The organism is Kineococcus sp. G2 (assembly GCF_037154035.1).
Lineage (GTDB): Bacteria > Actinomycetota > Actinomycetes > Actinomycetales > Kineococcaceae > Kineococcus.
Map to the genome: position 1 here is coordinate 21325 of NZ_JBBBEM010000045.1, position 12827 is coordinate 34151.

The 12827-nt window shown below is 75.8% G+C and carries 8 protein-coding genes; 3 read left to right on the top strand and 5 right to left on the bottom strand.

Going from position 1 to position 12827, the window contains the following annotated elements; all coding sequences use genetic code 11:
- Nucleotides 1-17 precede the first annotated feature (17 nt).
- The 5 genes from V9U69_RS08540 to V9U69_RS08560 all read right to left on the bottom strand — a co-directional run bounded on the left by V9U69_RS08540 (nt 18) and on the right by V9U69_RS08560 (nt 8686).
- The gene (locus V9U69_RS08540; protein ID WP_337061170.1) at nt 18-1619 is read right to left on the bottom strand and encodes an AbgT family transporter; all 1602 of its coding nucleotides are present in this window, start codon (nt 1617-1619) and stop codon (nt 18-20) included.
- The gene (locus V9U69_RS08545; protein ID WP_337061172.1) at nt 1616-2971 is read right to left on the bottom strand and encodes an amidohydrolase; all 1356 of its coding nucleotides are present in this window, start codon (nt 2969-2971) and stop codon (nt 1616-1618) included. Before V9U69_RS08545 ends, V9U69_RS08540 begins: the two co-directional genes overlap by 4 nt.
- Before the next feature lie 111 nt (nt 2972-3082).
- Nucleotides 3083-5410 carry a glycoside hydrolase family 65 protein gene (locus tag V9U69_RS08550; protein WP_337061174.1) on the bottom strand — a complete coding sequence of 776 codons (2328 nt, stop codon included), beginning with the start codon at nt 5408-5410 and terminating at the stop codon, nt 3083-3085.
- Between the two features lie 101 nt (nt 5411-5511).
- Nucleotides 5512-7995 (bottom strand): DNA gyrase/topoisomerase IV subunit A, encoded by a 2484-nt coding sequence (locus V9U69_RS08555; protein ID WP_337061176.1) that lies wholly within the window; start codon nt 7993-7995, stop codon nt 5512-5514.
- 73 nt (nt 7996-8068) lie between these two features.
- A complete protein-coding gene (locus V9U69_RS08560; protein WP_337061177.1) occupies nt 8069-8686 on the bottom strand; it encodes a nitroreductase family protein in 618 nt (205 codons plus the stop codon).
- Nucleotides 8687-8822: 136 nt separating this feature from the next.
- Between V9U69_RS08560 and V9U69_RS08565 the strand changes: the two genes are divergently transcribed.
- The 3 genes from V9U69_RS08565 to V9U69_RS08575 all read left to right on the top strand — a co-directional run.
- On the top strand, nt 8823-11537 hold the full coding sequence (locus tag V9U69_RS08565; RefSeq protein ID WP_337061178.1) for a bifunctional acetate--CoA ligase family protein/GNAT family N-acetyltransferase: 2715 nt from the start codon (nt 8823-8825) through the stop codon (nt 11535-11537).
- 102 nt (nt 11538-11639) lie between these two features.
- Nucleotides 11640-12485 (top strand): carbonic anhydrase, encoded by an 846-nt coding sequence (locus V9U69_RS08570; RefSeq protein ID WP_337061179.1) that lies wholly within the window; start codon nt 11640-11642, stop codon nt 12483-12485.
- A 75-nt stretch (nt 12486-12560) separates the two neighbouring features.
- Nucleotides 12561-12827, top strand: a 267-nt coding sequence (locus V9U69_RS08575) for a DUF5998 family protein (RefSeq protein ID WP_337061181.1), incomplete at its 3' end; no start/stop codon positions are given.

The following is a 12827-nucleotide window of genomic DNA, read 5'->3' on the forward strand; positions in this document are numbered from 1 at the left end:
CTCCCCGGCACGGCCCCTCACAACCGCGCGTCCGTGCCCGGACCCAGCGGCAGCCCGAGGAAGAACCACAGCGTCAGCAGAGCCGTCCACGAGATCCAGAAGCAGATCGTGAAGGGCAGGAACCGCGAGATCAGGGTCCCCAGCCCGGCCTGCGGTTCGTAGCGGCGCAGCATCGCCAGCACCACCACGATGTACGGGTTCAGCGGCGTCAGGATCTGCGTGGCGGAGTCCCCGGCGCGGAACGCCGCCTGCGTGAACGCCGGCTCGTACCCCAGCAGCGCGAACAGCGGCACGAACACCGCGCCCATGATCGTCCACATCGACGACCCCGAGATGATGAACAGGTTCAGCACGCTCGCCAGCGCCACGAACGCGACGATCGCCTCGTAGCCCGTCAGGTCCAGCGAGCGCAGCGCGCTCGCCCCCGCCACCGCCATCCAGGTGCCCACCCGGCTCCACGTGAACAGGGCGATGAACTGCCCCAGCACGAACGCGAGCACGATGAACGGCGCCATGTCCTTGACCGCCTCCGCCATCGCGGCCGGCACCTGGGTGATCCGCCGCAGCGTGCCGTTCACCCGGCCGAACACCAGCGCCGGCACGGTCAGCATCACCACCACGATGAACACGACGGACCCCAGCAGCGGCGAGGTCGGCAGGTACCCGCCGTTCTCGTTGCGCATCGGGGACCCCGGCACGACCGTGAGCGCGGTCAGCGCCAGCGCGGTGAGCAGGGCCGCCAGCCCGGCGCGCTTCAGCGCCCGGCGCTCCTCGCGGGAGACCTCCAGGTCGGCGACGTCGCGCACCGAACCGGGACCCGCGGTGCCCGCCCGCTCCTCGGTCGGCACCCCGCCGCGCCGCAGCGCCGGTTCCAGCACCCTCGTGATGAGCAGCCCGCACACCACCGTCAGCACGATCGAGCTGGCGATGTTGTAGTACCAGTTCGACACCGGTGTCACCGGTGTTCCCGGTACCGGCAGGGTCTGCGCGACGGCGGAGGTGATGCCGGCGAACAGCGCGTCCAGGCTCGTCACCGCGATCGACGTGGAGTACCCCGCCCCGGCCGCCGCGAACGCTCCCAGCAGCCCCGCCACCGGGTGCCGGCCCACGGCCTTGAACACCATCGCCGCCAGCGGCGGGATGACGATCATCACCGAGTCCGCCATGACGCTGCCCACGACGCCGAAGAACGACACCGCGTACGGCAGCGCCCAGCGCGGTGCGCCGGCGAACGCCACCCGCACCGTCGTCGCCATCAGCCCGCTGTGCTGGGCCAGGCCCACCGCCAGCAGGATGACGACGACGGTGCCCAGCGGCGGGAACGCCACGAAGTTGTCGACCAGGCTCGTGGTGAACCACTGGACGCCCTCGCCGGTGAGCAACCCGCGCACCGCGTCCACCTGCCCCGAACCGGGGACCTCCACGGTGGTGCCGGCCCACGCCATGGCGCTGCTGGCGACCGCCAGCAGCGCGAACAGGGTCAGGAACAGCACGAACGGCTCCGGGATGCGGTTGCCGATCCGCTCGACGCCGCCGAGGAACCGGTCGGTGCGGGTGGGGCCCACCTGCAGCCGGTCAGCGGTGCCGCGACCCGCGCGGGCCCCCGCCCGGCGGTTCACGAAAGGAACCCCTCGACGTCCAGCGCACCACCGGCCGCCTCGAACTCCGCGCGCACCGCGGCCAGCAGCTCCGCGTCGGCCAGCACGTCCAGCGCCGTCAGCGCCAGTCCCACCGCCCCGTCCAGCACCCCCGCGTCGCCCGACGGCGATCCCGCCGCCTCCGCGAACTCCGCGGTGTGCAGGGACACCCGCGGCCCGGCGACCGACACCATCGGGTGGATCGCCGGCACCCGCACGCTGACGTTGCCCAGGTCGGTCGACCCGGACAGGTTCTCCGGCACCACGCCCGGCGGCAGGGCGGTGCGCCCGCGGCGGCGCTGGTGCAGCGTCCAGCGGGCCGCCAGTTCCAGGTTCGCCCGGATCGGCAGGTACGCCGGCTGCCGGTCCCACTCCAGCTCGTACCCGCAGCCCGTCATCGCCGCCGCCGCCACCAGCACCGCCTCCACCCGCGCGCACAGGTCCGCCAGCGTCGCCGGTTCCGCCGAGCGCACGTAGTACTCCGCGACCGCCCGCTCCGGCACCACGTTCGGCCGCTGCCCGCCCTCCAGCACGACGCCGTGGACGCGGTCGGCGGGGCTGATGTGCTGGCGCATCATCGCGATGCCCTGGTACCCGGCGACCACGGCGTCCAGGGCGTTGCGGCCCATGAACGGCTGCGCGGAGGCGTGCGCCGCCACCCCCCGGTACGTGACCCGCACCTGCCGCCGGCCCAGGAACGGCTGCACCGCCACGTCGTAGGAGAACGGGTGCAGCATCACGACCGCGTCCACGCCGTCGAACGCCCCGGCGCGCGCCATCGTCTCCTTGCCGCCGCCGCCCTCCTCGGCGGGCGTGCCCAGCAGCACCGCCGTGCCGCCCACCGAACCCGAGCGCAGGGCGGCGGCGAGGGCGAGGAACGCGCCGACGGCCGAGGCGCAGATGACGTTGTGCCCGCAGCCGTGGCCGATGCCGGGCAGCGCGTCGTACTCGGCGAGCACCGCCACGGTCGGGCCCTCGCCGGCGCTGACGGACGCCCGCAGCGCCGTGTCCAGCCCGTGGACGCCGACCCGCGCCTCGACGTCGTGCGCGGCCAGCACCTGCGCCACGGCGCGCGCCGAGGCGTGCTCGGCGAACGCCTCCTCCGGGTGGGCGTGCAGCGCGCGGCTGAGGCCGAGCAGGTCGTCCCGCGAGGCCTCCACGGCGGCTTCGGCGGCGTCCAGCACCTCCCGCGGCGCGCCGCGGAAAGCGCTGGTGAGGGGGGTGGCGGTGGCCGCGGCCCGCTCCACGCCGGCCAGCAGCGAGGCGAGGTAGGTGCGGTCGGGCCGGGTGGGCTCGGCGGGGTCCTGCCGGTGCGGGGTGCCTCGTTCTGCCATGCCCAGCAGGCCTACTCCTGTCCGAGGCCGCCGGCCACCGCGCCGCGCCGCCGGGAAACAGGGAGTTCACGGACCCGGGGTCCAGGGATCCCGGGGGCAGGGGGTCGGGGGTCAGCCCGCCCGCTCGCGCAACTCGCGCGGGTCGCGCCCGGGCGGCTGCTCCGGCCGGGGCAGGTCCGGTGCGGGCGGCACGCCGAACGTGCGCGGGGAGCCGGGTTCCACGGTGAAGCGCTCCCCGTGGTGGCTGGTGTCCACGGGCCCGCCGCTGACCACGGTGTACGTGGCCCGCTCGCGCCCGACGTCCACCTCCAGGCAGGACCCGCGGTGCCGGGTGCGGAAGCACAGCCCGTCCAGGCCGTCCGGCAGGCGGGGGGCGAACGCCAGGTGCCCGTCGGCGTCGCGCATCCCGCCGAAGCCCGCGACCAGCGCCTGCCACGCCCCCGCCAGGGAGGCGATGTGCAGCCCGTCGGAGGTCTTGCCGCGCAGGTCGTGCAGGTCCACGAACACCGCTTCACGGGCGTAGTCGGCGGCCAGGCCCAGGTGCCCGACCTCGGCGGCGACGACCGCCTGCGCCGAGGCCGACAGCGAGGAGTCGCGCACGGTCAGGGGCTCGTAGTACTCGAACGCGGCGCGCTTCTCCTCCGGCGCGAAGGCCCGCGGGCGCAGCTGCATCGCCAGGACCAGGTCCGCCTGCTTGGCGACCTGACGGCGGTACAGGCTGAAGTACGGGAAGTGGTCGGCCAGCGGGTACTGCTGCGGGGTCGTGCCGGCGAAGTCCCACCGCTTGCGGCGGGTGGACCCCTCGTCCTGCGCGTGCACCCCGGTGTCCGGGTCGCGCGGCACGTGCACCGCCTCGGCCAGCCGCGTCCACTCGCGCACCTCCTCGCCGGTGACGCCGAGGGCGTCGGCGCGCCGGGGGAAGCGCCCGGCCAGCTCCACCGCTGCGCGCAGGTTCGCCTGCGCCAGCAGGTTCGTGTACGCGTTGTCGTCCACCAGCGCGCTGTACTCGTCGGGGCCGGTGACGCCGTCGACGTGGAAGCGCCCGTCGGCGTCCTCGCGGCCCAGCACCACCCAGGAGCGGGCGGTCTCCACCACGACGTCGGTGACGAGCTCGCGCGCGGCGTCCTCGTCGCCGGTGGCGTGCACGTACCGCACGGCGGCGTCGGCGATGTCGGCGTTCAGGTGCACGGCCGCGGTGCCCGCCGGCCAGTAGCCGGAGCTCTCCCGGCCGGTGATGGTGCGCCACGGGTAGGTGGCCCCCGCCAGGCCCAGCTCCCGCGCCCGCTCCCGCGCCGCCGGCAGCATCGCGTGCCGCCAGCGGATCGCGTCGGCCGCCGCGCGCGGCCACACGTGGTTCAGCATCGGCATCACGTACACCTCGGTGTCCCAGAACGTGTGCCCGTCGTAGCCGGTGCCGGTCAGCCCCTTCGCGGGGATGCCGCGGTCGGCGGCCTGCGCCGCCGCCTGCAGGACGTGGAAGAGCGCGAAGCGCACCGCCTGCTGCAGTTCCCCGTCGCCGTCGACGCGCACGTCCGCGTGCTCCCAGAACTCGTCCAGGACCGCCCGCTGCTCGGCGGCCAGGTGCTCGAAGCCGTCGCGCAACCCCTCGTCGAGGGCGGTGCGCAACGTCGGCAGCAGTTCGTGGCGCGAGTCCTGCGGCACCCAGCCCAGCGCGGCGACCTTCACCACCCGCAGCTCCTGCCCCGGTTCCAGGCGCACGTGCGCCGTGGTGACGACCCGGTCCGCGGTGGCGTGGGTGCGCACCTCCGTCTCGGCGGGGCCGGTGACGTCGTGATCGACCAGCACGGCCACCGCCAGCGCGCTGCCGTCGGTGCGCTGGCGCACGGTACCGCCGCGGGCGACCGCCTCGGTGCGTGCGCGGTGCAGTTCGGGACTGCACACCACCGCCGAGCGGACCTCCACCTCCAGGGCCGCGTCCACCGCCTGCACGCGGTGGTCGAGGGCGAACAGGCCGGGCCGCTCCAGCGGCACCAGCCGCTCCGAGCGCACCCGCACGCGCGCGCCGTCAGGGGAGGTCCACTCCGCCTCCCGGCGCAGCGTGCCCGAGCGCAGGTCCAGGGTGCGCTCGTGGGCGTGCAGCTCACCGGTGCGCACGTCGAAGCGCTCGGCGCCGACGAACACCTCCACGAGGCTGGGATCGGGCACCGCGACGATGCGTTCCTGCACCTGCGGGTACCCGTAGCTGTACTCGGGGTACTGCATCGGCCACAGTTCGTACGCACCGCTGAGGTACGTGCCGGGACTGCCGCTGGGAGAACCCTCGTCCAGCGAGCCGCGCACGCCGAGCCGCCCGTTCGAGAGGGCGAACAGGGACTCGGTGCGCTCCAGCGCCGAGACGTCCAGCTCGCCCTCGTGCACCGCCCACGGGTGCACCGCCCCCAGGTCCTTGCTCCTGCTCCTGCCCGCGTTCCCGCCCACGTGCTCCCCGTCCCGTCCGCCCACCGCTCCGGCGGGTCCGGGCTCATCCGAGCAGGTGCGGGTGCGCCGCGCACCCGCACCCCCGTCCCTCGCTCAGGCCCTCACAGCAGCGGCGGGCCGGCGATCGCCGCGGCCGGCTTGTCCAGCGCCGTGCCGGAACCGTCGCGGCGCCCGGGCACCTCCGGCAGCGCCACCGCCGTGCCGGTGGGCGTGGCGGCCTCCGCCGGCCCGCGCCCCGCCCACGCCAGCAGCAGGACGTCCTCGCCGCGGGCGAAGCGGTGGCAGCGCACCCCGCCGGTGGCGCGGCCCTTGGCGGGGTACTCCGCGAGCGGCGTCACCTTCGCCGAGCCGAGCTGGGTGCCCGGCAGCGCGCCGGAGTCCCCGGCGACCGTCACCACCACCGCCTCCGGGTCGTCCGCGTCCACGGCCGTCATCGAGACCACGTGCGCCCCCGGCGACAGCCGGATCCCGGCCACACCGGCCGCGCCGCGCCCCTGCGGGCGCACCAGCGAGGCGCTGAAGCGCAGCAGCTGCGCGTCGGAGGTGATGAGCACCAGGTCCTCGGAGCCGGTGCGCAGCTGCACGGCGGCGACGACCTCGTCCTTCTTCCGGGCGCTGACGTCCTTCAGGGCGATGACGTCGACCTCCTCGCGGTTGCCGAGGGGTTCCAGCACCAGCCGCTTGACGACGCCCGAGGCGGTGGCCAGCGCGAAACCCGGGTCGTCCGGGTCCTCCACGCCCGCCACCGGCAGCGGCACCAGGCCCAGCGCGCGCTCGCCCTTGCCCAGGGTGAGGAACTCCTTCAGCGCCACCCCGCCCGACAGCGACGGGCGCCCGTTCGTCGGCGGCAGCACCGGCAGGTCCAGCACCGGCAACCGCACCAGCCGCCCGGCGGAGGTGACCACCCCCACGTGGCCGCGCGCGGTGGCCGGCGCGGCGGAGACCACCAGGTCGTGCCGGGAGCGCCGCCCCTCCGTGCCCAGCGGGTCGACGGAGTCCGTGCGCGCCAGCAGGCCCGTCGAGGACATCAGCACCGTGCACGGGTCGTCGGCGACCTCCAGCGGCGCCACCGCGCCCGTCGCCGGCCCGCTGGAGGTCAGCAGCACCGTGCGGCGCGGGGTGCCGTGCTCGGCGGCGACCTGCGCCAGCTCGTCGCCCACCAGCTTCCGCAACCTGCCCTCGTCGGCGAGGATCGCGCGCAGCTCGGCGATCTGCCGGTTCAGCTCCGCCTGCTCGCGCTCCAGCTCGATGCGGGAGAACCTCGTCAGCCGGCGCAGCTGCATGTCCAGGATGTACGCGGCCTGCGTGTCCGACAGGTCGAACACCTGCGTCAGCCGCGAGCGCGCCGCCGCGGCGTCGTCCGAGGAGCGCACGATCGCGATGACCTCGTCGATGTCGAGGATCGCCACCAGCAGGCCGTCGACCAGGTGCAGGCGCTCCTCCCTGCGCCGCAACCGGTACGCGGTGCGCCGGCGCACCACGTCCAGGCGGTGCGCGATGAACACCTCGAGCAGTTCCTTCAGCCCCAGCGTGCGGGGCTGGCCCTCGACGAGGGCGACGTTGTTGATGCCGAAGGTCTCCTCCATCGGCGTCAGCCGGTACAGCTGCTCCAGCACCGCCTCGGGCACGAACCCGTTCTTCACCTCGATGACCAGGTGCAGCCCGCGGGTGCGGTCCGAGAGGTCCACCACGTCGGCCACGCCCTGCAACCGCTTGGCCTTGACGTTGTCGGCGATCTTCTCCGTCAGCCGCTCCGGGCCCACCCCGTAGGGCAGTTCCGTGACGACGATGCCCTTGCGGCGCGCGGTGACGTTCTCCACCCGCACCGTCGCGCGGGTGCGGAACGTGCCGCGCCCGCTCGCGTAGGCGTCGCGGATGCCCTCCAGGCCCACGACCCTGCCGCCGGTGGGGAAGTCCGGGCCGGGCACGAACCGCATGAGCGCCGGCAGGTCGGCGTCCGGGTGCTTCAGCAGGTGCCGGGCCGCGGCGATCACCTCGCCGAGGTTGTGCGGCGGCATGTTCGTGGCCATGCCGACGGCGATGCCGCTGGCGCCGTTGACGAGCAGGTTCGGGAACGCCGCCGGCAGCACGCCGGGTTCCTTCAGGCGGTCGTCGTAGTTCGGGACGAAGTCCACGACGTCCTCGTCCAGGCCCGTCGTCATCAGCAGCGCCGCCGGCGCCGGGCGCGCCTCGGTGTAGCGCTGCGCGGCCGGGCCGGCGTCCAGGGAACCGAAGTTGCCGTGCCCGTCCACCAGCGGCACGCGCATCGTGAACGGCTGCGCCTGGCGCACCAGGGCGTCGTAGATGGCGACGTCGCCGTGCGGGTGCAGCTTGCCCATCACCTCGCCCACCACGCGCGCGCTCTTCACGTGCGAGCGCCCGGGCGTCAGGCCCATGTCCTGCATCATGTAGAGGATCCGCCGCTGCACCGGCTTCAGCCCGTCGCGCGCGTCCGGCAGGGCCCGCGAGTAGATGACGGAGTACGCGTACTCCAGGAACGCCCCCTGCATCTCCTGCTCGACGTCGATGTCGACGATGCGCTCGGGGGCGTCCGGCGGCGGGGGAGGGGACGTGCGTCGTGCCATGGCCCCCATCTTGCCGTCCGCGGCCGACACTCCCGCGCACGGCGGTGGACGGCACCCCCGGGCGCGGTGGCGCTCACCCGGCCCAGGGCGCTCCGAACGCGCCGTCGTGGGCGCTGTCGGCCAGGGTGCGCCGGTGCGGGCGCGAGGGGCGCGAGGCCTCGCCCGGCGCCGGGTGCCCCACCGCGACGGCCGCCACGAACCGGCGCCCCGCCGGCACCGCGAAGCGCTCGCGCAGCGCGTCCCGCGCCGCCGACGGCACCCCGAACAGGCACGCCCCCAGCCCCTCGTCGACCGCCGCCAGCAGCACCAGCAGGGCGCTCATCCCCGTGTCCACCTCCGGCCACGGCACCTCCCAGGAGGCCGCGTCGCGGTCGGGGCCGGGCTTGTCCGGCAGCGCGTACCGCTCGGCGTACGCGCCCGGGTCGGCCAGCAGCAGCACCAGCACCGGGGCGGTGCGCATCCCCGCCAGCCACGCGCCCGCCGGCCCCGGCCGCCCGCGGGTGGTCAGCTCCCAGAAGGCGTCGCGGTCGGCGCTCGCGCGCAGCACCAGCAGGTCGCGGCCCTGGCTGTTGCCCGCCGACGGGGCGCGCAGCGCCGCCGCCAGCACCCGCTCCAGCACGGCCCCCTCGACCGGCCGGGCGTCGTAGCTGCGCACCATGCGCCGCCGGCGCAGCACCTCGGCGAAGTCCACCGGCCCACCCTCCCACCACCCGCGCCCGGCCCCCCTCCCGCGGTGCTCGCGCACGGCCGGACGTTCGACCGCGCACGAGCACCGCGGGAGCGGGGGCGGCGTCCGCGCGGGGCGGGGTCCCACTAGGGTGGCGAACATGGTGCCGCTGCCGCCGGTGGGCTACCCGACCCGCTGGGAAGCGGACGTCGTGCTCCGCGACGGGGGCACCGCGCACGTCCGCCCCATCCGCCCCTCCGACGCCGAGCTCGTCGCGGCGTTCCACTCCCGCCAGTCGGAGGAGTCGCGCTACCTGCGCTTCTTCGCCCCCATGCCGCGCCTGTCCTCCCGCGACCTGGAGCGCTTCACCAACGTCGACCACGTCGACCGCGTCGCCCTCGTGGCCACCGTCGGCGAGGACATCGTCGGCATCGCCCGCTTCGACGCCGCACCCGCGCGCGACGGCTCCCGGCGCGCCGCCGAGGTCGCCTTCAACATCTCCGACGCCCACCAGGGCCGCGGGCTCGGTTCCGTCCTGCTCGAGCACCTCGCCGCCGCCGCCCGCGAGCGCGGCATCCGCCGCTTCACCGCCGACGTGCTGCCGCAGAACGCCAAGATGATCGGCGTCTTCCGCGAGGCCGGCTTCGAGGTCCGCCAGGGCTACTCCGACGGCGTCCTCGAGGTCGCCTTCGACATCGACCCCACCGAGCGCTCCGTGGACGTCATGCGCGCGCGCGAGCAGCGCGCCGAGGCCCGCAGCGTGCAGGCGCTGCTGTCCCCGTCCTCCGTGGTCGTCGTCGGTGCCAGCCGCACCCCCGGCTCGGTGGGCCACCGCCTGCTCGCCGACGTCGTCACCGGCGGCTTCTCCGGCGCCGTGCACGCCGTCAACGCCGACGCCGAGCCCGGCGAGCTGCTGCTGGGCGTGCCGGTGGTGCGCTCGGTGCGCGACCTGCCCGGGCCGGTGGACCTGGCCGTCGTCGCCGTGCCCGCCGCCTCCGTCGCGGCCACCGTCACCGACTGCGCCTCCACCGGCGTGCGCGGCCTCGTCGTCGTCTCCAGCGGCTTCGCCGAGACCGGTCCGCAGGGGCTGGCGCTGCAGCGCGAGGTGGTGCGCATCGCCCGCGCCAACGGCATGCGCGTGGTCGGCCCGAACTCCTACGGCGTCGTCAACACCGACCCCGCGGTGCGGCTGAACGCCTCCCTGTACGCCGACATGCCCCCCGCCGGGCGCTTCGGGCTCTTCAGCCAGTCCGGCGCGCTCGCCGTGGCCGTGCTCTCCTCCGCCGAGCGCCGCGGCCTGGGGCTGTCCACGTTCGTCTCCGCCGGCAACCGCGCCGACGTCTCCGGCAACGACCTCATGCAGTTCTGGCTGGACCACGAGGGCACCGACGCGGTCGGCCTGTACCTGGAGAGCGTCGGCAACCCCCGCAAGTTCAGCCGGGTCGCGCGCGCCCTGGCCCGCAAGAAGCCCGTCGTCGTCGTCAAGTCCGGCGCCTCGGGGTTCGGGGTCCCGCCCGGGCACGCCGTGCGCGCCTCCCGCGCCCCCTTCGAGGCCGTCGACAGCATGCTGCGCCAGGCCGGCGTCGTGCGGGTGGAGAACGTCCACCAGCTCTTCGACGTCGCCCAGGTCGCCGTGCACCAGCCCCTGCCGGAGGGGGCGCGGGTCGCGATCGTCGGCAACTCCGACGCGCTGGGCACCCTCGCCGCCGACGCCTGCGTCAGCTGGGGCCTGCAGGTCGCCCACGGCCCCGTGGCCGTGCCCCCGTACGCCGGGGTGGAGACCTTCACGGCGGCGCTGGAGGCCGCCTTCGCCGACCCCGGGGTGGACGCGGTCGTCGCCAGCTGGGTGCCGCCCACGCCCGAGGTGGACCCGGTGGTGGCCGCCGCCGTGGCGCGCACCGCCGCGGCGGGCGCCAAGACCACCGTCACCTGCTTCCTGGGCACCCGCACCGTCTCCGCGGCCGTCGCCGGCGCCGTGGAACCCGGTGCCGCCGACGCGCCGGCGGACGTGCCGGTCGTGCCGTCGTACCCCACCCCCGAGGACGCCGTTCGCGCCCTGGCCGCCGTGGTGCGCTACGCGCAGTGGCGCCGCCGCGACCCCGGCCACCCGCTGGCGCCCGAGGGCGTGGACCTGCGCGCCGCGCGCGCCCTCGTGGAGCGCGAGCTGGCCGCCGCCGGCGACGCGGCGGCCGAGGGGGTGGAGCTGGACGCCGAGCGCACGCAGGCCCTGCTGGCCACCGCCGGCATCGACCTGCTGGTGCGCGCCGAGGTCCGCAGCGTCGACGAGGCCGTCCGGGCCGCCGAGCGGCTGGGGTGGCCGGTGGCGCTGAAGACCGTGGGCGAGGAGCTGGCCGGCCGGCAGGACCTGCGCGGGGTGCGCCTGGGCATCTCCAACCCCTCCGCGCTCGCGGAGGCCGTCGCCGACATGCGCCAGGTCTTCGGGCGGGCCGCGGACGTGCTCGCCGTGCAGCGCATGGCCGGCCTGGGCGTGCCGTGCCAGGTGCGCAGCACCGAGGACCCGCTGTTCGGGCCGGTGGTCAGCTTCGGCGTCGAGGGCGACCCCCTCGACCTCATGGGCGACGTCGCCTACCGCATCCCGCCCCTGACCGACGTCGACGTCGCCGAGCTGGTCCGCTCGGTGAAGGCGGCGCCGAAGCTGTTCGGCCACCGCGGCAGCCCCGTGCTCGACGTCGACGCGCTCGAGGACGTCGTGGCCCGCGTCGCGGTCCTCGCCGACGCGCTGCCGGAGGTGGCGGAGCTGCGGCTGTCCCCGGTGCTCGTCTCCGAGGAGGGGGCGCGCGTGCTGGGCGCCTCGGTCACCCTGGCGCCGCCGCAGGGGCGCGCCGACCCCGACCGGCGCACCCTGCCCACGTAGCCGCGCTCGCGTCGGGGCGGGACACGCCGCGGCGCGCCACGGCGCCGCCGGCGGTGCCAGCGTGGAGGGCCGCACCGATCCACGCCCCCGGAGGGAGCACCCGTGAACCGCCGAGCCACCCCGGTCCTCGCCCTGACCGCGACCCTCGCCGTCCTGACCGGCTGCGGCGAGGAGCCCGGCACCACCACCGGACCCGGGACGACCCCGGCCGCGAGCACCCCGGCCACGAGCACCACGGCCCCCGCGGCGGTCCGCTCCGCCGGCGCCCAGCGGGAGGTCGAGTTCACCTACGAGGGGGAGCGGGGACCGGCGAACTGGGCCTCGCTGTCCGAGGACTACGCCGAGTGCGCCGACGCCGCGCAGCAGTCGCCCGTCGACCTGGCCGGGGCGACGACCGTCCCGCTGCCCGACCTGCGCTTCGACTACGCCACGGCCGACGTCGAGCTCGGCAACACCGGCCACACGGTCCAGGGCGTGGAGCCGGCCGGCTCCACGGTCAGCGTGGACGGCACGACGTACGCGCTGAAGCAGTTCCACCTGCACGAGCCGGCCGAGCACGCGCTGGACGGCGAGACCCTCGCCGGTGAGCTGCACCTGGTCCACACCGACGAGTCCGGGGCCGTGGCCGTCGTCGGGGTCCTGCTGCGCGAGGGCGGGGTGAACCCCGCGCTGACGGAGTACTTCGCGAACCTCCCCGACGACCCCGGCCAGGAGGCCACCCTCGCCGGGTTCGACACCGAGGCGCTGCTGCCGGACGACCGTCGCACCTTCCGCTACACCGGGTCGCTGACGACCCCGCCGTGCACGGAGGGCGTCTCCTGGTTCGTCCTGCAGCAGCCGGTGGAGGTCTCCGCGGAGCAGCTCGCCGCCTTCCGGTCCGTGGTCTCCGAGAACTCCCGGCCGCTGCAGCCGCTCGGTGAGCGCGAGCTGCTCCTGGACGCGGACTGACCGCCGCGCGAGGCCGCACCGGCCCCGGCGCCGGTGCGGGCGGTGGCGGGCCCCGGCGTGGGGGAGGATGGGGGGATGCGTGAGCGCACCCACTCCCGGCGGTCCGGGCACGGCACCAGCAGCACCTCCGGCGCCGAGGGGGCCGCGCCGGGCCGGCCCGGCGAGCTGCCGCCGCGGCTGCTGACCGACCTCGAGCGCGCCGGCTACTACCCGGCCCTGCTCGCCGACGCCCTGCTCACCGCGCTCGGCGACGAGGCGGTCGAGGCGCACCTGGTGCACCAGGAGACGACCTTCGACGGTGGGGAGGTGCACCGGCACGTCACCGTCCTGACCACCACCGCC

Bases quoted from the DNA above. Each gene is read 5' to 3' on its own strand.
- V9U69_RS08545 (WP_337061172.1), bottom strand. From the start codon at position 2,971: ATGGCAGAACGAGGCACCCCGCACCGGCAGGACCCCGCCGAGCCCACC.
- V9U69_RS08555 (WP_337061176.1), bottom strand. From the start codon at position 7,995: ATGGCACGACGCACGTCCCCTCCCCCGCCGCCGGACGCCCCCGAGCGC.
- V9U69_RS08565 (WP_337061178.1), top strand. From the start codon at position 8,823: ATGGTGCCGCTGCCGCCGGTGGGCTACCCGACCCGCTGGGAAGCGGAC.